Annotated in this window: 21 protein-coding genes and 1 tRNA gene; 14 read left to right on the forward strand and 8 right to left on the reverse strand. The window is 62.9% G+C overall.

The genetic code is table 11. The features are described 5' to 3' along the window. Window positions 1-77: 77 nt before the first annotated feature. A complete protein-coding gene (locus PAF12_RS09135; RefSeq protein WP_271106626.1) occupies window positions 78-977 on the reverse strand; it encodes a LysR family transcriptional regulator in 900 nt (299 codons plus the stop codon). A 314-nt stretch (window positions 978-1,291) separates the two neighbouring features. Between PAF12_RS09135 and murI the strand changes: the two genes are divergently transcribed. The 12 genes from murI to PAF12_RS09195 all read left to right on the forward strand — a co-directional run bounded on the left by murI (window position 1,292) and on the right by PAF12_RS09195 (window position 12,199). After that, window positions 1,292-2,104: a glutamate racemase gene (murI, locus tag PAF12_RS09140; protein ID WP_271106627.1), complete on the forward strand. Its 813-nt coding sequence runs from the start codon at window positions 1,292-1,294 to the stop codon at window positions 2,102-2,104. Window positions 2,105-2,114: 10 nt separating this feature from the next. Beyond that, on the forward strand, window positions 2,115-2,558 hold the full coding sequence (gene ccmE, locus PAF12_RS09145) for a cytochrome c maturation protein CcmE (protein WP_271106628.1): 444 nt from the start codon (window positions 2,115-2,117) through the stop codon (window positions 2,556-2,558). A gap of 77 nt (window positions 2,559-2,635) precedes the next feature. Continuing rightward, window positions 2,636-3,247 carry a holin-associated N-acetylmuramidase gene (locus PAF12_RS09150; RefSeq protein WP_271106629.1) on the forward strand — a complete coding sequence of 204 codons (612 nt, stop codon included), beginning with the start codon at window positions 2,636-2,638 and terminating at the stop codon, window positions 3,245-3,247. Continuing rightward, window positions 3,238-3,783 carry a holin family protein gene (locus tag PAF12_RS09155; protein WP_271106630.1) on the forward strand — a complete coding sequence of 182 codons (546 nt, stop codon included), beginning with the start codon at window positions 3,238-3,240 and terminating at the stop codon, window positions 3,781-3,783. Before PAF12_RS09150 ends, PAF12_RS09155 begins: the two co-directional genes overlap by 10 nt. Before the next feature lie 403 nt (window positions 3,784-4,186). Next, on the forward strand, window positions 4,187-6,364 hold the full coding sequence (gene purL, locus PAF12_RS09160) for a phosphoribosylformylglycinamidine synthase subunit PurL (RefSeq protein ID WP_271106631.1): 2,178 nt from the start codon (window positions 4,187-4,189) through the stop codon (window positions 6,362-6,364). A 477-nt stretch (window positions 6,365-6,841) separates the two neighbouring features. Beyond that, on the forward strand, window positions 6,842-7,222 hold the full coding sequence (locus PAF12_RS09165; RefSeq protein WP_271106632.1) for an iron-sulfur cluster assembly accessory protein: 381 nt from the start codon (window positions 6,842-6,844) through the stop codon (window positions 7,220-7,222). A 49-nt stretch (window positions 7,223-7,271) separates the two neighbouring features. Further along, entirely contained in the window at window positions 7,272-8,006 is a 735-nt protein-coding gene (gene tpiA / locus PAF12_RS09170) for a triose-phosphate isomerase (protein ID WP_271106633.1), read from the forward strand. Window positions 8,007-8,013: 7 nt separating this feature from the next. Beyond that, window positions 8,014-9,090 carry an Mrp/NBP35 family ATP-binding protein gene (locus PAF12_RS09175; RefSeq protein WP_271106634.1) on the forward strand — a complete coding sequence of 359 codons (1,077 nt, stop codon included), beginning with the start codon at window positions 8,014-8,016 and terminating at the stop codon, window positions 9,088-9,090. Beyond that, on the forward strand, window positions 9,090-9,698 hold the full coding sequence (gene mobA / locus PAF12_RS09180) for a molybdenum cofactor guanylyltransferase MobA (protein WP_271106635.1): 609 nt from the start codon (window positions 9,090-9,092) through the stop codon (window positions 9,696-9,698). Before PAF12_RS09175 ends, mobA begins: the two co-directional genes overlap by 1 nt. Window positions 9,699-9,909: 211 nt before the next feature. Continuing rightward, window positions 9,910-10,116, forward strand: coding sequence for a 50S ribosomal protein L32 (rpmF, locus tag PAF12_RS09185; RefSeq protein WP_271106636.1), 207 nt, complete (start codon window positions 9,910-9,912; stop codon window positions 10,114-10,116). A gap of 14 nt (window positions 10,117-10,130) precedes the next feature. Further along, window positions 10,131-11,243, forward strand: coding sequence for a phosphate acyltransferase PlsX (gene plsX / locus PAF12_RS09190; RefSeq protein WP_271106637.1), 1,113 nt, complete (start codon window positions 10,131-10,133; stop codon window positions 11,241-11,243). Beyond that, the gene (locus PAF12_RS09195) at window positions 11,240-12,199 is read left to right on the forward strand and encodes a beta-ketoacyl-ACP synthase III (protein ID WP_271106638.1); all 960 of its coding nucleotides are present in this window, start codon (window positions 11,240-11,242) and stop codon (window positions 12,197-12,199) included. The genes plsX and PAF12_RS09195 overlap by 4 nt, the downstream gene beginning before the upstream one ends. An 11-nt stretch (window positions 12,200-12,210) precedes the next feature. Here PAF12_RS09195 and PAF12_RS09200 read toward each other — a convergent pair whose 3' ends face one another. The 4 genes from PAF12_RS09200 to PAF12_RS09215 form a co-directional block, all read right to left on the reverse strand. Then, complete coding sequence (locus PAF12_RS09200; RefSeq protein ID WP_271106639.1) at window positions 12,211-13,176, reverse strand: GNAT family N-acetyltransferase; 966 nt, start codon at window positions 13,174-13,176, stop codon at window positions 12,211-12,213. Then, window positions 13,173-14,351, reverse strand: a complete 1,179-nt coding sequence (gene rnd / locus PAF12_RS09205; protein ID WP_271106640.1) for a ribonuclease D — start codon at window positions 14,349-14,351, stop codon at window positions 13,173-13,175. Before rnd ends, PAF12_RS09200 begins: the two co-directional genes overlap by 4 nt. Window positions 14,352-14,455: 104 nt before the next feature. Further along, on the reverse strand, window positions 14,456-15,583 hold the full coding sequence (tgt, locus tag PAF12_RS09210) for a tRNA guanosine(34) transglycosylase Tgt (protein ID WP_271106641.1): 1,128 nt from the start codon (window positions 15,581-15,583) through the stop codon (window positions 14,456-14,458). Window positions 15,584-15,612: 29 nt separating this feature from the next. Next, window positions 15,613-16,800, reverse strand: a complete 1,188-nt coding sequence (locus tag PAF12_RS09215) for an NAD(P)/FAD-dependent oxidoreductase (RefSeq protein ID WP_271106642.1) — start codon at window positions 16,798-16,800, stop codon at window positions 15,613-15,615. A 94-nt stretch (window positions 16,801-16,894) separates the two neighbouring features. Here PAF12_RS09215 and PAF12_RS09220 point away from each other — a divergent pair. Then, a tRNA-Gln gene (locus PAF12_RS09220) sits at window positions 16,895-16,969 on the forward strand. Between the two features lie 161 nt (window positions 16,970-17,130). Then, window positions 17,131-18,480 (forward strand): NADP-specific glutamate dehydrogenase, encoded by a 1,350-nt coding sequence (gene gdhA, locus PAF12_RS09225; RefSeq protein WP_271106643.1) that lies wholly within the window; start codon window positions 17,131-17,133, stop codon window positions 18,478-18,480. Between the two features lie 169 nt (window positions 18,481-18,649). Here the strand turns inward: gdhA and PAF12_RS09230 are convergent, their stop codons facing one another. The 3 genes from PAF12_RS09230 to PAF12_RS09240 form a co-directional block, all read right to left on the reverse strand. Next, window positions 18,650-19,432 (reverse strand): FadR/GntR family transcriptional regulator, encoded by a 783-nt coding sequence (locus PAF12_RS09230; RefSeq protein WP_271106644.1) that lies wholly within the window; start codon window positions 19,430-19,432, stop codon window positions 18,650-18,652. 63 nt (window positions 19,433-19,495) lie between these two features. Continuing rightward, complete coding sequence (locus PAF12_RS09235; RefSeq protein WP_271106645.1) at window positions 19,496-20,593, reverse strand: Gfo/Idh/MocA family protein; 1,098 nt, start codon at window positions 20,591-20,593, stop codon at window positions 19,496-19,498. A gap of 2 nt (window positions 20,594-20,595) precedes the next feature. Further along, the gene (locus PAF12_RS09240; RefSeq protein ID WP_271106646.1) at window positions 20,596-21,474 is read right to left on the reverse strand and encodes a sugar phosphate isomerase/epimerase; all 879 of its coding nucleotides are present in this window, start codon (window positions 21,472-21,474) and stop codon (window positions 20,596-20,598) included. Window positions 21,475-21,560 lie beyond the last annotated feature (86 nt).

Raw genomic sequence — 21,560 nt, forward strand, 5'->3', positions numbered from 1 at the left:
GGCCAGAACCCAGCCGCAAACGCGCGTCTTTGTGACGCATCCGGACCCGGAGCAGCACAGGGGCAGAGCGACGCCATTCAGGCCGCTGCGCTTTGCGCCTTGCGGTAGGACTGGATCTCATCGACGACAAAATCGCGGAAGGCGGTAACACGGCGGGAGCCGCGCAATTCTTCCGGGAAGGCGAGAAACACCGGCACCTCGCCGGATTCGACGTCATCGAACACACGGCCGAGTTCGGGGAAATCGGCGGTCAGGTAATCGGGCAGCACGCCGATGCCGACATCGTTCAGCACCGCCTGAAGCACGCCGAAGTAATTATTCACCATCAGCAGCGAACGCGGATGTTGTTCCAGCAATTGCTGAACCAGCAGCTTGCCCGCCGCGACCTGCGGCATGCCGGGGTCCTGACAGATGATCCGGTGGCGTCCGAGATCCGGCACGCTGACCGGCCGCCCCGCCTGGGCAAGGTAGCTGCGGGTTGCATAGAGCCGCATACGGATATTCAGCAGCCGCCGGCGGATCAGGTCGGACTGGCTGGGTTCCTTCATGCGGATCGCCACATCCGCCTCGCGCATGGGCAGGTCCAGCACCCGTTCTTCAAGGATCAGGTTCACCTTGAGTTCGGGATAAAGCGCGTAAAGCTTGTTCAGGCGCGGCACCAGCCAGAGCGTGCCGAAGCCGGTGGCGGTCGTCACCTTCAGCTCGCCCATCACCTCTTCCTCGGTGTCGCGGATATGGGCCTCCGCCATGTCGAGCTTGCGGGCCATTTCGGAGGTGGCGTTGAACAGCAACTCCCCCTGCTCCGTCAGGATCAGGCCGCGCGCGTGACGGTGAAACAGGGTCACGCCAAGCTGATCCTCGAGCCCGCGGATCTGACGACTGACGGCGGATTGCGACAGGCGCAGCGAATCGCCCGCGTGAGTCAGGCTGCCCGCGTCGGCAACAGCATGGAATATCCGCAGCTTGTCCCAGTCCATCGCGTGAGCTTCCCAAGAGTTTCCGTTATAAACACCGTGCAGTCGCAGAAACTTTTACGCTTCCAAAGCGATTTGGGCAACGATTTCCGGCATTACAGTTTTATTTAGGCAAAGATTCGGCAAGTATTTCAGGCATTTTACGGATGCATTTTGGATGATTTCCTTTGGTTTGCGAAAGAATACCTAAGCCTTGGTTAATCGGGTTCAATATTTCGTGCCCCGAAGCAATCCGCGATGCGGCGAAATGACCTCGGTCATGGACTTTTGCCCACATGCGACGTATCTCGCCTGTCTAGCAGACAGAGGTGCGGCAGATGGCGGTTGGCGTTTTCGATTCCGGTCTTGGCGGGCTGACCGTTCACAAGGCCATTCAGGAGCGTCTTCCCGATCTGCCTCTGGTCTATTTCGGCGACAGCGCCCACGCCCCTTACGGGGTGCGCACCGCAGATGATATTTATGAGCTGACCTGTGCCGCGACGGAACGGTTGTGGCAGGCGGGTTGTGATCTTGTCATATTGGCCTGCAACACCGCTTCCGCCGCCGCCTTGCGCCGCATGCAGGAGAAATTCGTGCCCGCCGACAAGCGCGTGCTGGGCGTGTTCGTGCCGCTGATCGAGGCGCTGACCGAACGGCAATGGGGTGACAATTCGCCGCCGCGCGAGGTGACGGTGAAGCATGTCGCGCTGTTCGCCACCCCCGCCACCGTCGCAAGCCGCGCCTTTCAGCGGGAGCTCGCCTTCCGGGCGATCGGCGTGGATGTCGAGGCGCAGCCCTGCGGGGGCGTGGTCGATGCGATCGAGGATGGCGACGAGATCCTGGCAGAGGCGCTGGTGACCAGCCATGTCGAGGCGCTGAAACGCCGGATGCCGCATCCGGAGGCCGCTATTCTGGGCTGCACCCATTACCCGCTGATGCAGGATGCGTTCCAGCGTGCGCTTGGGCCTGACGTGACGGTGTATTCGCAGGCCAGTCTGGTTGCGGAAAGCCTTGCCGATTATCTGCAGCGCCGGCCGGAGTTCCGCGGGAGCGGCACGGAAACCGGGTTTCTGACAACCGGTGATCCGGCCCGCGTCTCAACCAAGGCCACGCAGTTTCTGCGTCGGAGAATCAACTTCACAGCCGCCTAGAGGTATTGCCATGAAGTCATTGAAAAAGCAGCGCCGTATTCAGGTCATCGTTGCCGCGGCAGTCGCGCTGATCCTCGCCACCGGATTGATCGGCTACGGGTTTCGCGACGGCATAAATTTGTATCGCGCGCCAACGCAGGTTTTTGAAGAGCCGCCGACGGCAGGTGAGGTGTTCCGCCTTGGCGGGCTGGTCGAGGAAGGCAGCGTAACGCGCGGTCAGGGCGAGATGATCAGCTTCAACGTCACAGACGGCGCTTATATAATCCCGGTGCAGTTCACCGGCGTCCTGCCCGATCTGTTCGAAGAAGGTCAGGGCATGATCGGCACCGGCCGGATGGAGGGGGATGTTTTCGTGGCCTCCGAAATTCTGGCCAAGCATGATGAGAATTACACCCCGCGCGAGGTGATCGATTCGCTGAAAGAGACCGGCGTTTACGAAGATCCGAACAGCTGACGCAACGCACGGTGGATTAGCCGGGAATTAATTCGGTTAAGTCAGATTATCCCCCACGCCGAAAAAGGGGGAGTGTTATGAAAACCATTGACCAGATCGCCGCCGAAATCGTCGCCCGCGAGGGGGGGTATGTAAACGATCCCGACGATCCCGGCGGGGCGACGAAATACGGTATTACAATTGGCACGATGCGGCGGCTCGGGCTTGATTTGACAAATGACGGGAAGATCGGCGCGGCGGATGTGAAACGGCTGACACGGGCGCAGGCCGTTGAGATCATGAAGCTGCATTATTACCGCAAGCCGCGCATTGCGGAGCTTCCGGCGGTGCTGCAGGCCCCAATGTTCGACATGTATGTGAATGCGGGCGCGAATGCGGTCCGGGTGTTGCAGCGGATGCTGGACAAGATGGGGTTCACGGTGCAGGCCGACGGGATGATCGGGCCGAAAACCATCGCCGCCGCCCATGCCGCCGCCGCTGTCGCGCCGGACCATCTGGCCGACGCTTACGGGATCGAGCGGCGCAATTACTACTACGCCCTCGCCGACCGGCGCGTCGACAGCCGGAAATACGCCCGCACCCGGCGGGGAGGCAAGGGCGGCTGGATCACCCGTGCAGAGGCCTTCATGGCCCCGCGATACCATCTCAGCGACGCGGCGCATCGCGAAAGGACGGCGGCATGGGCATGATTGACCGTTTTCTGGGCCTTGGCACGACCGCCGAGCGCATTTCCGACGCAGCGACCGGCGTGGCGGAGATGTTTCGCGAGAACGCCACCCGTCGGATGGAGCTGGACGAGGCGGCTTATCGCCGTGCCATCGGGCAGTTCGGGGCCGAGTTTGCCGCCCCCGCGACCGGCTGGTTTGATCGGCTGGTGGATGGGCTGAACCGCCTGCCGCGTCCGTTTCTGACGCTGGGCACGCTTGGACTGTTCGTTTACGCAATGGCCGATCCGGTCGGTTTCAGGACGCGAATGGCCGGTTTGCAGGAGGTGCCGGAGCCGCTGTGGTGGCTGCTTGGCGCGATCGTTTCTTTCTATTTCGGCGCGCGTGAGGCGTATTATTTCCGAAAATGGCCCAGTTCCGACAAAAAATTTCAAGCCCGATTTGCACAACCGCAGGGCGCTGGCACCGTATTCCAAGGTATACATCCGGGGTCGGCACAAGATGGAACAAAATCCTTTCCAGACAATGCTGCACTGGCAGAATGGGCGGTGGCGCGCTGATTGACGCAAGGTAAACACGACGGTTTGCCATGCTCATGATGCATGGCGGGTATGTCGGTGGTGCAGCATTTTCAAGCTTGTCTCAGAGGCAGTCTGCCCTTAAATCCCTCTGCGAAGGCAATGATTGAGGCAACTCGCATCGTCTTCACCTCCCTGTTGGACTTAGGCCGGGCTTCGTGCCCGGCTTTTTTTTGGCTCATCGGAGGATTTTTCTGCATTGCAGCATTAGCCGATGATTAACCAGAGTGCATCGTCAGGGGCGGGCTTCCGGAGATATGAACGCCCCTGAAGGCACCGGCGGGCAGTTGAAGCAGTTTTTGCGGCGATCCGGGCGGGCATCTCTTTTCCTCGCGCCGCGCTGCGCCTAAAAGGCGTCCGACACGCATAGCGCAGGGGAATAGCCATGACCGAACCGGAGATCACCGAGGACCTGATCGCGGCGCATGGGCTGAAGCCGGATGAGTATCAGCGGATTCTGCAATTCCTCGGCCGTGAGCCGAAATTTACCGAGCTTGGCATCATCAGCGCCATGTGGAACGAGCATTGTTCCTATAAATCCTCGAAGAAATGGCTGCGGACCCTGCCGACGGAAGGCCCGCAGGTCATCTGTGGTCCCGGCGAGAATGCGGGGGTGGTCGATATTGGCGACGGTCAGGCCGTGGTTTTCAAGATGGAGAGCCACAACCACCCCAGCTATATCGAGCCGCATCAGGGCGCCGCGACCGGCGTCGGCGGGATTCTGCGCGATGTGTTCACCATGGGCGCGCGCCCGATTGCGGCGATGGACGCGCTGAGCTTTGGCCGGCCTGAGCATCCCAAGACCGCACATCTGGTCAAGGGCGTGGTCGAGGGGATTGGGTCTTACGGCAACTGCTTCGGGGTGCCGAATGTTGGTGGCGAGGTGCGGTTTCACCGGGCCTATGACGGCAACTGCCTTGTGAACGCTTTTGCGGCGGGGCTGGCCGATGCGGACAAGATTTTCTACTCCGCCGCGTCGGGGATCGGCATGCCGGTCGTGTATCTGGGTGCCAAGACCGGGCGTGACGGGGTTGGCGGGGCGACGATGGCATCCGCCGAATTCGACGACACGATCGAGGAAAAGCGCCCCACGGTTCAGGTCGGCGACCCCTTTACCGAGAAATGCCTGATGGAGGCCTGTCTGGAACTGATGGCCTCGGGTTCGGTGATTTCCATTCAGGATATGGGGGCCGCGGGGCTGACCTGCTCCGCCGTCGAGATGGGCGACAAGGGCGGGTTGGGCATTCAGCTGAACCTTGACCATGTGCCGCAGCGTGAGACGAATATGACGGCATATGAGATGATGCTGTCGGAATCGCAGGAACGCATGCTGATGGTGCTGAAGCCCGAGAAAGAGGCCGAGGCGCGGGCGATCTTTGAAAAATGGGATCTGGATTTCGCGATTGTCGGTGAGACGATTGCCGAGGATCGGTTCCTGATCCTGCATGGCAATGAGGTGATGGCGGATCTGCCGCTGTCATGGCTGTCCTCTGACGCGCCGGAATATGACCGGCCCTGGGTCGAGACACCGGCGGCGGAGGCGATGCCTGCCTTGCCCGCGATCACGCCGCTGCAGGCGTTGCGGGCGCTGATCGGCAGCCCGAACTATGCCCATAAGGGCTGGGTGTGGGAGCAATATGACACGCAGGTCGGCGCGGATACGGTGCGCCGCCCGGGCATGGGCGCGGGCGTGGTGCGGGTGCATGGGACCGGCAAGGCGCTGGCCTTTACCGCCGATGTGACGCCGCGATATGTGAAGGCAAACCCGTTCGAGGGCGGCAAGCAGGCGGTGGCCGAGGCCTATCGCAATCTGTGCGCCGTGGGGGCGGTGCCGCTGGCGACGACGGATAACCTGAATTTCGGCAACCCGGAAAAGCCGGAGATCATGGGCCAGCTTGTCGGCGCGATCAAGGGCATTGGCGCGGCGGTTGCCGCTTTGGACATGCCAATCGTGTCGGGGAATGTGTCGCTTTACAATGAGACCGATGGCCGGGGTATCCTGCCGACGCCGACGATTGGTGCGGTCGGGCTGCTGGCATCGCTGGACGATCTGATTGCGGGCGTGGCCGAGGATGGCGATGTGGCGATCCTGATCGGGGATACGCCCGGGCATCTGGGCCAGTCGGCGCTTGCGGCGGAGGCCTTCGGGATCGAAGCGGGCGATGCGCCTGCCGTCGATCTGGAGGCCGAGCGTCGCAACGGCGCATTCCTGCGCGACAATCGCAGCCATATCCGCTGTGCCAGCGATCTGTCCGATGGCGGGCTGGCGCTGGCGGCCTTCGAGATGGCGGAGGCGGCGGGGATCGGCGTGCGGCTGCACTCGGACGACATCGCGCAGCTTTATGGCGAGGATCAGGCCCGCTATCTGGTCGCCTGCGACGCGGCAGGGGCGGATGCGCTGCTGAAGGCGGCCGGGGCGGCGGGTGTTCCTGCGAGCGAGGTCGGCCAATTCGGCGGCATGGCCGTTCAGATGGGCGAGGATGCGGGCGATCTGGCGGAATTGTCGCAGTTGTATCGGCGGGCGTTTTCGGATGCCGTGCATGGTGAGACGCCGTTGGGGTGAGATCCGGGCGGCATTGCGTGTGTTTGATGGTGGTGTGATGGTGCGTTGAAACGCACCCTACGGGTGGTGGTAGGGTGCGCATTTTGCGCACCGACACAACGCCGTTCGGGGTGATCCGTTGTGATGCATTGCACCGCGCCCCACGGGGGCGTCGGACCGAACGTCGTAGGGTGCGCATTTTGCGCACCGGCAAATCGGCATTGGGGTGATCGGTCATGGTGCGTTGAAACGCACCCTACAGTTGGTGGTAGGGTGCGCATTTGCGCACCGGCACATCACCATACCGGGTTGCCATCACGGTACGTTGAAACGCATCACACGGATGGATCGCGGAACCGATGGTGTGTTTGCGTCACTCCAACCCCGTAGGGTGCGCATTCTGCGCACCGTTACATCCGTCTCAACACCCCACCACCAACCCTTGAGAAATTCCCGCCCCGGCCTTACCTTATTCCTGCGCAAACAAAGGCTGACATCATGTTCTCTCTCCCCGGACAGGCCCCGGTCACGATCACCAAGGCGGCGGAACGCCAGATTTCCCGGCTGATGGCCGGCAAGGACGCTTTCGGCCTGAAGATCGGGCTGAAGAAGGGCGGCTGCGCGGGCATGGAATATACGATGGACATGGTCGCGGAGGCTGAAAAATCCGATGAGATCGTCGAACAGAACGGTGCCCGCGTGCTGATCGCGCCGGCGGCGCAGATGTTTCTGTTCGGGACGGAGATTGATTATGAGACCGGCCTGTTGGAATCCGGCTTCAAGTTCCGCAATCCGAATGTCACCGATGCCTGCGGTTGCGGGGAATCGGTCTCTTTCAAGCTGGATCACGAGACGGGCGAAACGCAGCCCGAGGCTTGAACGCGCCCGATTGCGGGCCTATCCCTGTGACAACTGACAGGAGAACGATATGGCCCCGAAAAAACTCGCCGCTGGAAACTGGAAGATGAACGGGGTCACGGCCTCGCTGGTGGAGCTGGATGCGCTCGCCGCGCGGGAGAATGGCTGCGACGTGCTGATCTGTCCCCCGGCCACGCTGATCACCCCTGCTGTCGCCCATGCGGGCGAAATCGCGATTGGCGGGCAGGATTGCCATGCGAATGAATCGGGCGCGCATACCGGGGATATTTCTGCCGCGATGCTGGCCGATGCCGGGGCGAGCCATGTGATCCTCGGCCATTCGGAGCGGCGCGCGGATCATGGGGAGACGGATGCGCAGGTCGCGGCCAAGGCGATTGCCGCGCATGGCGCCGGGCTGGTCACGGTGATCTGCGTGGGCGAGACGGAAGCTGAGCGTGACGGCGGCGACACGCTGGATGTGATCGCATCGCAGCTTGCCGGATCGGTGCCCGATTGCGCGACGGCGGCGAATACGGTCATCGCGTATGAGCCGGTCTGGGCCATTGGCACCGGGCGTACCCCGAACAGCGAACAGATTGCCGAGGTTCATGCGCTGATGCGCGACAAGCTGTCGGGCCGGTTCAGCGACGGGGCGGATTTCAGCCTGCTTTACGGTGGCAGCGTCAAGCCGGGCAATGCGGCGGAGATCTTTGCGATTGCGCATGTCGACGGTGCGCTTGTCGGCGGAGCGAGCCTCAAGGCCAGCGATTTCGGACCGATCATCGATGCTCTGGCGCAAGCGTAAGCCCGCGATGGCCCCGAGCGCAGCCCCGACGGCGGAACAGGTGACGGCGGAGCTGCGCGGCGTGGCAGACCCGGTTTCGGGCGGCAATCTGGTCGATGCCGGGATCGCGCGCGCCATCAGCGTCGAGGATGACGGCACGGTGCGTTTCGTCATGGAGATCGATCCGGCGCAGGCCGAGGCGATGCAGGCGGCGCTCGACCGGGCCGAGGCGGCGGTGAAGGCACTTGACGGTGTGACCAAGGTCAGTGCTGTGATGACCGCCCATAGCGACAATCCCGCGCCGGATCTGAAGCCGAAGGCGAAGAAAGCCGCGACGCCCGAGCCTGTGCCGGGGGTGCGGCATGTGATCGCAATCGCCTCCGGCAAGGGGGGGGTCGGGAAATCGACCGTGGCGGCCAATCTCGCGGCGGCACTGGCGGCGGAGGGGCGCCGGGTCGGGTTGCTCGACGCCGATGTCTACGGGCCGAGCCAGCCGAGGATGCTGTCGGTGACCGGGCGGCCCGCCAGCCCCGACGGCAAGACCATGATCCCGCTGGAAGGGCATGGTGTGAAGCTGATGTCGCTGGGCCTGCTGACCAAGGCGGAGGAGGCCGTGATCTGGCGCGGCCCGATGCTGATGGGCGCGTTGCAGCAGATGCTGTTTCAGGTGCAATGGGGCGAGCTTGACTGTCTGATCGTCGATCTGCCGCCCGGCACCGGCGATGTGCAGTTGACGCTGTCGCAGCGGGCGCGGCTGGACGGCGCGATTGTGGTCTCCACCCCTCAGGACATTGCGCTGCTGGATGCGCGCAAGGGGATCGACATGTTCCGGCGGATGAATGTGCCGATCCTTGGGCTGGTGGAAAATATGGCGACGCATATCTGCACCAATTGCGGGCATGAGGAACATATCTTCGGTCATGGCGGCGTCGCGGCTGAGGCGAAAGCGCTCGGCGTGCCTTTGCTGGCGGAATTGCCGCTGGAGATGGACGTGCGCACCGGTTCCGACAGCGGCGTGCCGGTCGTCGTGGCCGCGCCGGAGAGCAATGCCGGGAAGGCGTTCCTCAATCTCGCGCGCGGGCTGGTCAGCGCAGGTATCGCCTGATGGCCCCTGCCCGCCCGCCGGCGGTGATCCTTGCAGGCGGTCAGGCGCGGCGCATGGGCGGGGGCGATAAATGCCTGCTGGAGATTGGCGGGCGTCCGGTTCTGTCCCATCTGATCGCGCGATTGTCGCCGCAGGCGGCTGCGCTGGCCATCAATGCGAATGGCGATCCGGCGCGGTTTGCGGGTTTTGGCCTGCCGGTTCTGGCGGATGAGATGCCAGACCGGCCCGGCCCGCTGGCGGGTATTCTCGCCGCAATGGAATGGGCAGCTTCGCAAGGTGCCGACACCGTGGTGACGGTCGCCGGTGACACGCCGTTCCCGCCCCTCGATCTGGTCGCGCGTCTGGAGGCGGCGGCACGGAACGGGCTGGCACTCGCCGCGGCACAGGACGAAGCGGGCGCGATGCGGTTGCACCCGACCACTGCCATCTGGCCGGTTGGACTGCGCGGCGATCTGCGCACGGCGCTTGGTGCCGGAGAGCGGCGAGTTCGCGGCTTCGCGGCGATGCAGGGTTATGGCGTCGCGGAGTTCGCAGCGGGTGACGGATTTCTGAATATCAACACGCCGGAGGACCTGTGGCATGCGCGCAACCTTGGCCCCGAACCGTGACAAGGTGGCCTTCATCGCCTCCGATCCGGTCTTGCACGGCGGCGCAAAATCGCTATGTTCGCCCTTTCGATGAGCCGCGCGCTCGGGTTCTCAGCCTTCGGACAGGTTTTCACTTGCCTCCGGTCCGGTTGTGCCCTATTGGCGCGGCTCTGATATATTTTCTGACACCGGCCCCGCACGGACTGCGCGGCCCCTGACCCGAGGTTGTGACATGGCTGTCCCTCAGAACCGCGTGACCCGTTCGAAGCGCAATATGCGCCGTGCGCATGACGCCCTTTCTTCGGCGAACCCGAATGAATGCCCCTCCTGCGGCGAGCTGAAGCGCCCGCATCACGTCTGCCCGTCCTGCGGCCACTACGCCGACCGTGAGGTCGTTGCGCAGGCGAATGAGATCGATCTGGACGACGACGCGGCCTGATCGGCCTTTGCTGAATGGCTGAGGCAACGGAACAGAGCGAACCACGCCGCCCCTCGTCCGGGGGGCGCGTGGTTATTTCCGTTGATGCCATGGGCAGCGATCACGGGCCGTCGGCGATTGTCGACGGAATCGCGAAAAGCGCCGACAAGAACCCCGATATCAGCTTTATCGTCCACGGCCAGAAGGATGAGCTGACCCGGCTGATTGCGCGCAAGGGCGATTTGCTGGAGCGGTGCGAGATCCGCGATGCCCAGGGCGTCGTGACGATGGACGACAAGCCCAGCCAGGTGATCCGCAATGCCAAGGGCACCTCGATGCTGTCGGCGGTTGATTCGGTGCGGGCGGGCGATGCCTCCGTCGCCGTGTCCTGCGGCAATACCGGCGCGCTGATGGCGCTGTCGATGATCCGGCTGCGCAAACTGCCCGGTGTGAACCGGCCCGCCATCGCCTGTCTGTGGCCGTCGCGCAATGTCCAGAAATTCAACGTCATGCTGGATTGCGGCGCGGATATTCGTGCCGATGCGCCGGATCTGTTGCAATATGCCCTGATGGGTGCCGCCTATGCCCGCAACGGGCTGGATGTGGAGCGCCCGCGGATCGGCCTGCTGAATGTCGGGACCGAGGAGCATAAGGGCAGCGCCGAGCTGCGTCAGGCCCATGAACTGATCCAGGACGCGCAGGAAACCGGCAATTTCGAATATATCGGCTTTGTGGAGGGCGGCGATCTGCCGTCTGACAAGGTCGATGTGATCGTCACGGACGGGTTCACCGGCAATGTCGCGCTGAAAACCGGCGAGGGCACGGCGAAGCTGGTGGGCGAGTTCATGCGGGCGGCGTTCAACAACTCCATCCTGTCGAAATTCGCGGCCCTTCTGGCGCTGACCTCGCTGCGTCGCCTGCAGAAGCGGATCGACCCGCGCCGGGTGAATGGCGGGGTGTTTCTGGGGCTGAACGGGATGGTTGTGAAATCCCACGGCTCCGCCGATGCGACCGGCGTTTCGGCGGCGATCAAGCTGGCGTTCCGGCTGGCGCAATCGGGCTTTCAGGATCGTCTGGCCGAGCGTGTGGCGAAAGCCGCCGCCTCGGTCGAGGACAAACCGCCCCCAGTAGAAGAGGCCGCATCTTGACCACCCGTGCCGTCATTCGTGGCACCGGCCACTATCTGCCCGAGCGCATTGTCGAAAACAGCTGGTTCGAGGACAAGGTCGACACTTCGGACGAGTGGATCCGCAGCCGCACCGGGATCGAGCGGCGCCATTTCGCCGCCGAGGGGGAGACGACCTCGCAACTGGCGATCCGCGCGGCGGAAGCGGCGCTGAGCAATGCCGGGATGGAGGCATCCGCGATCGACGCGATTGTCGTTGCGACCTCGACCCCCGATCTGACATTTCCATCGGTCGCGACAATGGTTCAGGCCGGGCTGGGGATGACGCGCGGTTTCTGTTTCGATGTGCAGGCGGTCTGCGCGGGATTTGTCTTTGCGCTCGCCAATGCGGACGGGCTGATCCACTCCGGTCAGGCGGAACGGGTGCTGGTCATCGGGGCGGAGACGTTCAGCCGCATCCTCGATTTCGACGACCGCGCAACCTGTGTGCTGTTCGGTGACGGCGCCGGTGCCGTGGTGCTGGAGGCGGCAGCGGGAGAACGCGGTATCCTCGCCACCGATCTGAACAGCGACGGATCCTATCGCGATATTCTGTATGTCGATGGCGGGGTGTCGACCACGGGACATTCCGGCAAGCTGAAGATGCAGGGCAATGTGCTGTTTCGCCATGCGGTCGAGAAGTTGGCCCAGACCGCGCATAGCGCAATTGAAAAGGCCGGGTTGACGGCGGAAGATGTGGACTGGCTGGTTCCGCATCAGGCCAATGCCCGCATCATCGCCGCGACCGCGCAGCGGATGGGCCTGCCGATGGAAAAGGTCGTGCTGACGGTTGCGGATCACGGCAACACCTCTGCCGCCTCGATCCCGCTGGCGCTTTCGGTGGCGAACCAGAGCGGCAAGCTGAAGCAGGGCGATGTCGTGGTGACGGAGGCGATTGGCGGCGGGTTGAGCTGGGGCAGCGTGGTGCTGCGCTGGTAATCAGCCGGTCATCAGCCGCGCTGCATGATCCAGCCCTGCCCCGGTGCCTTGCGCCCGGCGGAGAGCATCAGATCGCTGCCGGTGACGACAAAGCCCGATTTCTCCAGCACCCGGCGCGAGGCCGGGTTGTCGCTGAACACCTGCGCCCGCAGGATATCGAGCCTGTGCCAGTCCTGAACGGCATCGCAGAAGGCCGGAACCACCTCGCTGGCGATGCCCTGTCCCGATATTTCGGGGGCTAGGAAGTAGAACACCGACGGGGTTTTACCGCTGTCGACGCCGATGGAGCCGATGCAGCGCCCGTCCATCCTGATGGCCAGCCGGGCGGGTCGTTTTAGCGGGTTCATCGCCGGTCGCATCAGCCGGGCAAGCTCTGCCAGCGACTGCCCCGGAAAGAAGCGCATCAGCATTTTCGCCACGTCTGGCTGCGTCGCAATCCGGTGCAGCGTCGGAATGTCGGCGTCTGTCATCGGGGTTATGCGGCAGCGCGGCGTCCGAATGTCCAAGGAGGCGGCGAAATCGGCCCGGCTCAGTTGCAGAATGCGCTGCGGCAGCGTTGCCCCGTCGAAACGCCGCGTCACCTCCCCCCGTCCGGTTTCACGAAAACCGATGCTGAGCAGAAGCTGGCGGGAGGGAAGATTGCCCTCGATATGGGTGGCCTGTTGCGGGGCATCGCTTTGGGCAAAATGCCTGAACATCGCGATCTGCGCAGCGCGGCGGCCCACGCCGTTGCGGCGATAATTCTGCGCGACCCAGTAGCCGATCTCTCCGGCCACCCGGATCACCCCGGCAAAATCGCCGTCGGCTGTAATGACCAGATCGTCCGGCGTTGCAAACTCGGTGACAAAGGCCACCGCATCCTCACGCTGATAGGGCCACGGGACGGAGGACAGCCATTTCACCGTCTCCGCGTCCTGCAATTCGCGATAGATCGGGTAGATGTCATGGGGCGAGAGGGCGCGCAGCGCGACCCTCATGCCAGTTCGACGACCCGGATCGCACCTTCTGCGGCGGACAGCGCGATATGCCCCTCTGCCAGGCGGAGCGCATCGCGTCCGAACACCTCCGCCCGCCAGCCTTGCAGCGCCGGGACATCGCGCGCGCCCTGTGCAATCGCGTCGAGTTCAGAGGTGGTGGCGATCAGCTTCGGCGCGACGCCAGCGGATTCGGCCTTGGCTTTCAGCAGCACCCGCAGCAATTCGCCAAGTGCGGCGTTGCCCGGCGGGTTGGGCCGTTCCTTGGGCAGGCGGGGCGGGTCTGGGTCCTCAAGACCGGCCTTGATGGCGGCGAGGATGCCTTGCGCGATCTCCGGCTTGCGGCCCTCGCGCAGAAGCAGGCGGGACTTGCCAAGCTGCGCCTCGTCCTGCGGCTTGGTGGAGGCGAGTTCCACAAGCGCATCGTCCTTGAAGACGCGCGAGCGGGGGACGTTGCGGCTTTGCGCATATTCCTCGCGGAATTCGGCCAGCTTGCGCACAATCGCCATGAAGCGCGGCGAGTTGGTGCGGGTGCGCACGCGCTGCCACGCATCGGCGGGGCGGGTGATATAGGTTTCGGGATCGACCAGAACCGCGGCTTCCTCCGCCACCCAGGGCGCGCGGCCGGACTGGTCGATCTGGGCTTTCAGCGACTCGTAGATCGCGCGCAGATGGGTGACATCCGCAATCGCATAGCTCTGCTGCGCCTTCGACAGCGGCCGCTGCGACCAGTCGGTGAAGCGGGAGGATTTGTCGAGGCTGGATTTGGCGATCTTCCGCACGAGGGTTTCGTAGCCGACCTGCTCGCCAAAGCCACAGACCATTGCCGCGATCTGGGTGTCGAAAAGCGGCTTGGGGAAGATGCCCGCATCGTGGAAGAATATCTCCAGATCCTGCCGCGCGGCGTGGAACACCTTGACCGTGTCTTCGTGGCGGAACAGATCGTATAGCGGATCGAGCGAAATGCCGTCTGCCAGCGGATCGACCAGAACCGCGGTCCCGCCTTCCGATTTCGGATCGGAGGCTGGCGGCAGCGCCATCTGGATCAGGCAGAGTTTGGAATAGAAGGTCCGTTCGCGAAGAAATTCCGTGTCGATTGTCACATAAGGATGGGTCTTCGCTTCCTCGCAGAACGCGGCCAGCGCGTCGGTCGAGGTGATCGTTGTGAAGTCTGACATAGGGGCCTTTCAGGGCAATTGGGCGGGTCATCCGCCGATTTGCCCGGAATAGGGACTAAACAGCACAATGGGAAGTTATTTTATTCATTTTCCAGACGAATCCGTCAGAGTGGCGAGATGTCGCCTTCCGCCCTGTGCTTATGGAAATCATCAGCGAATGCCTCAAGCCTGCCTGCGGATATGGCCTGACGCATCCCTTCCATCAGATCCTGATAGTAATGCAGGTTATGCCAGGTCAGCAGCATCCCCGAAATCATCTCTCCGGCGCGGAAGACGTGGTGCAGATAGGCACGGCTGTAGCCGGTGCAGGCGGGGCAGCGGCAATCCTCGTCCAGCGGGCGCGGATCGTCGGCGTGGCGGGCGTTCTTGATATTGACCTGTCCGCGCCGCGTCCATGCCTGCCCGGTCCGGCCCGAGCGTGAGGGCAGCACGCAATCCATCATATCGACGCCGCGCTGCACGGCACCGACCACATCGTCGGGCTTGCCGACACCCATCAGATAGCGCGGCTGTGCCTGCGGCAGCAGATCGGTCGCGTAGTCGAGCACGCCGAACATCGCCTCCTGCCCCTCACCGACGGCCAGCCCGCCGATGGCGTAGCCGTCGAAACCGATGCCGCGCAGCGCCTCGGCGCTTTCCTCACGCAGATGGCGGATGACGCCGCCCTGCATGATCCCGAACAGCGCATGACCGGGCCGGTCACCGAAGGCATCGCGGGAGCGCTGCGCCCATCTCATCGACAGCCGCATCGCCTCCGCCTGCCGTTCCTCCGTCGCAGGCAAGGCGGGGCATTCGTCGAAGGCCATGACGATGTCGGAGCCGAGCAGCCGCTGGATCTCCATGCTCGTCTCGGGGCTGAGGAAATGGCGCGAGCCGTCGACATGGCTGGCGAATGTCACCCCGTCCTCGTTCAGCTTGCGCAGGTCGGAGAGGCTCATCACCTGAAACCCGCCGGAATCGGTCAGGATCGGGCGATCCCAGTTCATGAATTTATGCAGGCCGCCGAGCCGCGCGATCCGCTCCGCTCCGGGGCGCAGCATCAGATGATAGGTGTTGCCCAGCAGGATATCCGCCCCGGTCGCGCGCACAGATTCCGGCAACATCGCCTTGACCGTCGCCGCCGTGCCGACCGGCATGAAGGCGGGGGTGCGGATCTCGCCACGAGGGGTCTCGATCACGCCGGTCCGGGCGCGGCCATCGGTGGCGTTCAGCGTGAAGGAAAATCGGCTCATCTCGCGGCCCTTTCTTGCAAGCCTGCCTTCTAGCGCCCGCCACGCGCCAGCGAAACCCCCGCCGCATGGGCCGAGGCCCAGGCCCATTGGAAATTATACCCGCCGAGCCAGCCGGTCACGTCGACACATTCCCCGATGAAATAGAGCCCCGGCACATCGCGCGCCTGCATGGTCTTGGCATCGAGGTCGCGCGTGTCGACCCCGCCCACGGTGACCTCCGCCGTGCGGTAGCCCTCCGACCCCACGGGCCGGACCTGCCAGCGATGAACACGCGCGGCGATGCGGTCAAGCGCCTTGTTGTTCTGATCCGCCAGCCGCGCGCCGGTCAGTCCCAGTTCGGCCGTAATCGCCTCGGCCAGCCGCGACGGCAGATGCGCCGAGAGCACCGTCCCAAGCGCCACACGCCCACCCTGCCCGCGCCGGTCACGCAATTCCGCCGCAAGATCGGCACCGGGGCAGAGACTGATCTCAATCGCATCCCCCGGCTGCCAGAAGCTGGAGATTTGCAGCACGGCTGGCCCCGACAGCCCGCGATGCGTGAACAGCAGGGCATCGCGGAAACTGGTCTTGCCGTGGCGGATCTCCGCCTCGACCGAGATGCCGGCCAGGGGCTTGCACAGCGCCAGATCCTGCTCGGCAAAGGTCAGCGGGACGAGGCCCGGCCGTGTCTCGACCACGCCCAGCCCGAATTGCCGCGCAATGTCATAGCCCAGCCCGGTCGCACCCATTTTCGGAATCGACTTCGCGCCTGAGGCCACAACCACCCGGCCCGCCCGCACGACCCCGCGCGAGGTCTCTGCCAGGAACCCGTCAGCGCCGCGTGTCAGCGCGCGGAGTTCGGTTTCCAGCCAAAGCTCGGCGCCTTCCATCCGGCGGATCAGCATCTCGGTGATCTGGGTGGCCTTGCCGTCACAGAAAAGCTGACCGAGCGTCTTTTCGTGCCACGCAATGCCTGCGCGATCGACAAGCGCCACGAAATCCTGCGGTTTGTATCCCGCGAGAGCCGAGGCGCAGAATCGCGGGTTCTGCGACAAGAACCGCTCCCGCGAGGTGGCGAGATTGGTGAAATTGCAGCGCCCGCCACCCGAGATGCGGATTTTCTCGCCCGGCCGCCGCGCATGATCCAGAACGATGATCCGCGCCCCCGGCACCGCTGCGCTGCCCGCACAAAACAGCCCCGCAGCCCCTGCGCCGATGATGAGAATATCACACTCCATCCCGCCGCCATACGCGCCGCGAATTCCGCCCGCAAGTTTTTCCCATATCCCCCTTGCACCGCCCCGAAACGAAGGCTAGATACGCCCGCACCGTTGGGGCGTAGCCAAGTGGTAAGGCAGCGGTTTTTGGTACCGTGTACCGTAGGTTCGAATCCTACCGCCCCAGCCAGTCATCCGAAAATCGAACCCGGACCGATCCGGGAAATTCATCTGCAGTCATGTGCCGCAGACCCCGCTGTCGTGCGACAGCCCGATTGTCATGTTGATCTTTCCCCGGGACTCGGTCAGTAATCCTTGCCGGACAAATCGGACATAACAAAAGGACGCGCCATGACGAGTATCGATGAAAAGCTGGAGCCCGTCCTTGCCGAGGTACTTAGCCGCAACGCCGGTGAGCCGGAGTTTCATCAGGCCGTTCGGGAGGTGATCGAGAGCCTTGGTCGCGTTATCGCCAAGCACCCCCATTACGCCGACGATGCCTTGATCGAACGTATCTGCGAGCCCGAACGCCAGATCATCTTTCGCGTCCCCTGGGTGGATGACAAGGGCAAGACGCAGGTCAACCGGGGATTCCGGGTTCAGTTCAACTCGGCGCTTGGCCCCTATAAGGGCGGCCTTCGGTTTCACCCTTCTGTCAATCTGAGTATTGTCAAATTTCTCGGCTTTGAACAAATTTTCAAGAATGCCCTTACCGGCATGCCCATCGGCGGCGGCAAGGGCGGCTCCGACTTCGACCCGCATGACCGGTCCGAAGGGGAAATCATGCGGTTCTGCCAGTCCTTCATGACCGAGCTTTTTGTGCATCTGGGTGACAAGACCGACGTTCCCGCAGGCGATATCGGCGTGGGAGGGCGCGAGATCGGCTTTATGTTCGGCCAGTACAAACGGCTGACAAACCGGTTCGAGGCCGGCGTGCTGACGGGCAAAGGTATGCTTTACGGTGGCTCGCGCGCACGAACCGAGGCGACCGGCTATGGCAACACCTATTTCGTGCAAAGCATGCTGAACACCAAGGACAGCAGCTTTGATGGCAAGAAGGTCGTCGTCTCTGGCTCCGGGAACGTGGCCATCTATTCCATGGAAAAGGTGCAGTCCTTTGGTGGCAAGGTCGTCGCCTGCTCTGATTCAGGCGGCTATATCGTGGATGAGGGCGGGATCGACCTTGATCTGGTCAAGGAAATCAAGCTCAACCGCCGCGGGCGGATCAGCGAATATGTCCGGCTCAAGGGAAAATGCACGCATCACATTGAAAACGGGCGCATCTGGGATGTCCCCTGTGATGTCGCGATGCCATCCGCCACGCAGAACGAACTGACCGGCCGGGACGCCAAGGCGCTGATCAAGAACGGCGTGACCGCTGTCGGCGAAGGGGCCAATATGCCGTCAACACCGGACGCCGTGCGCGCCTTTCAGGAAGCAGGTATCCTGTTCGCCCCCGGCAAAGCTGCGAACGCGGGTGGGGTCGCGACCTCTGCGCTGGAAATGCAGCAGAACGCCTCACGCGACAGCTGGACCTTCGAACGCACCGAGCAGCGTCTGGCGGAGATCATGCGCAATATCCATGATCTCTGCGCAAACACGGCCGAGGAATATGGCGTGCCGGGCGACTATGTCTTGGGTGCCAATATCGCCGGTTTTATCCGCGTTGCCGAGGCGATGCGGGCGCAAGGCGTGATTTGATCGAAACCGGCTGACCGAGAAATTGATGCGAGGCGTGTCCGCAGGAGATGGTCATCTGGTGACGGTGATTGATGCTGCTTTCATCCAACAAACACTGGGCTTTCGCAGCACCTCGCAGGCCTCCGCCACACTTCGCAGGTCACTAAAAGATCAGATGTGTCTCTGCAGATCAACCGCCATCCTTGTCCGCCTCCACGCCAGCCGGTGACGCCTCGTCACGCCAAAGAAAGGCGCCGTCGCGACCGCTGCCGTAGAAGAGCCGTTCCTGCGCGGTTCTCAGGTGGAACTTCATATGATGCCGCGCGGCCTCGGGGTCGCGGTCACGGATAGCGCTGACGATCACCTCATGTTCCGACTGGACCTTGGTGATGGCCTTGACCGTTTGCTGCATCAGCAGACCGCGCGCCAGTTCCACGATGAAGCGCATATCTGCGGTCAGGCTTTCAAGCGTTCTGACGAAGAACGGGTTTCCGGTCGCCCGGGCGATTGCCATGTGGAACGCGATGTCTTCTTCCGTGCCGTCCGAATCTTCCTTGCGCGACTGGCCAAGCGCCTCGGCTGCTCGCGAGATCCGTTCGATGTCATCGTCAGTGCGTTGTTCAGCGGCGTGCCAGGCGATTTCGCCCTCCAGAGAAAAACGGAACTGAAAGAGCTTCTGAATATCCGCAATGCTCGCAACGGACAGCATCGGTCCGCCACGGCCGAGGCTTCGCCCGGGAGTAGAGTGGGGGACGACATAGCTGCCCGACCCTTTTTTGGATCTGATAATGCCGTCTTCACGCAGCCGCCGGAGCGCCTCCCTTACGATTGGGCGGGAGACGCTGAAACGCTGGCCCAGCTCTGCCTCAGATGGCAGGCGTGCCCCCTCGCCCAACCGACCGCTGTTGATCTCCTCCAGCAGATCGGCGTGCAGGACGTCACTCAGCTTTGGGCGTACGCGTTTCGGAGACAAATCAGACAGCCTTGCATTTCGTTACAGGTCTGCCAATCTTTCTAACGGCTCCGGGCAGCTTACTCAACTCACCTGCCAAGCTGCACGCAGATCGTCGGCGATCTTGACCTCAACCCTGTTTCCGCCCGATTCCAAACTTTCGACCAGCGCCTCGATCACGGCAACATTGATCGCCGAATGGGTGAGCGACGGCAGCGGTGCCACGGCATCATCGCCCATCACGGCCAGAAAATGCTCCAGTTGATCGCGATAGGCGGGATAGCTTGGCAGATCGTCCTGAAGGGGCAGCTTGGAAGGGATTTCATGCGATGTCTGGTTCACATGGGAAAATTTTGGCGCATGCAACTCATCAAGCTTCGCATCACCCGGCGGCGTGAAGACGGTGTCGATGCGGAAGACCCGCTCACGCCCGTGTATTTCAAGTTCCTGACTGAACATGGCGCATGCGCTGCTTTCGACCACGCCGAAGCGGTCGTCCTCATAAGCGATGGTGCCGAAGATGCGGTTTACCGTGCCATATTTTTCGCTGAATGTGCCGTTGGCCGAAACATGCATCGGCAGGCTTCCCGCATAGCGCCCGCAGGCATTCACCGGATAGCACAGAAGGTCCCACGGCACCCCGCCCCCCGTATTCTTGCGGAATCGCCAGCTTCTCGTCTGGTCGGCACCGTCGGCCACCTCGGGAAAATAGAAGGACGAGGTGCTGCGCACCCAGTCAATGGGTCCGGCATCGCCGCTGGCGAGGCGCTCTTCCAGTTTCTTGATAAGCGGATGGTGGAGATACATGAAACCTTCGATCACGGTTGCACCCGCTGCATTCGCGCGGCGCCAGATCTCCGCGGCGTCCTCGGCTGAGGTTGCCAGCGATTTCTCGCAAAGGATATACCGAATGCCTGCGTCAAGTGCCTCGCTCACCTGCTGCAGATGCTGTGCAGGCCATGTCGCCAGAACCACCCCGTCGAAGCCACCCGCAGCATACATTTCGGACGGATCGCCATAATGCGCATCGCAGCCATAGGTCTCAGCGAATTTGCGGGCGTTGTCAGGATTGATGTCGCTACATGCAACAAACCGGACCGTTTCTCTGCCGATCCGGTCCGCAGCGATCCCGTGAGCGTGCGAGATACGCCCGCAGCCGACCATAGCCAGGCGAACTGTCATGATTATTCTCCTATAGGTGAGGTTCTGGGCAGAAAGCGAAGGCCATTGCTGGCGGCAATTGCATGAGCCCGTTCGAAGTTTCGGAAGTAATCGGCCTGTTCGCTGTAATGCTCGCAGAAGACCGTCATGTCGGGCGCCATGAGCGTATCGATGGCAGAAAGATAGCGACCGAGATCAATTGCCCCCTCCCCCAGATCAACCTCGGCAAAGGCGAGCCCATAGGGGGAGACGGGCCAATCCAGGTCCTTCAGGTGACAACTGACGGCGTGCGGCGCAAGGCGCGGCAACCATTCGTCGATCACCTTTGCGCTGGCAAAGAAGCTGTCGACGGTCAGCATATTGGCGAGATCCAGATGCAGGCCGAAGCGCGGATCGTTTATGTCCTCGATGAAGGCGAGTACGTCCTCGGGCCGGTAGAAAAAACTGGCGGCATAAGGTTCCATCCCCAGCCGCATCGGTCCATCCGGCATCCCCTCCAGCGCGCGGCACACCATATCGCGCACGGCCCCACGCCCTTCGCGACTGCGCATGAAAGCATCGGCGGCAAATCCTTTGTCCGAGTGATGTCGCGAGCCCGGCAGGATCGCCACCGAACGGCAGCCCATGATCCCGGCATTGCGCAGGGTTCGGTGCAGCCGCGCCATGCGATCAGCGGCGAGTTCCGTATCGGGGGTCAGGAGGTTATCCCAAAACCCGGCCTCTCCGATCACGAGCCCGGCGTCGTGACAACGCTCGCCCCAATTGGCGGCTTCCTGCGCACCCATCCGGTCAAGCCCGGCAGGCGCGACAATCGCGGACAGGCCATAACGGTCCGCAACCTCCTTGAAATCATCAATACCCGCCACCGAACCGGGGTGAATCAGAACGCCGCCCAATCTCATAGCTGCCCTCTCCTTTGGCGGCAGGTAAGGTTAAAATTGCAGACCTGTCAATATAGATAACCGAATGTCGCCTGGGCTTGAAATCA

Origin of the sequence: Paracoccus sp. SCSIO 75233, assembly GCF_027912675.1 — a bacterium.
Lineage (GTDB): Bacteria > Pseudomonadota > Alphaproteobacteria > Rhodobacterales > Rhodobacteraceae > Paracoccus.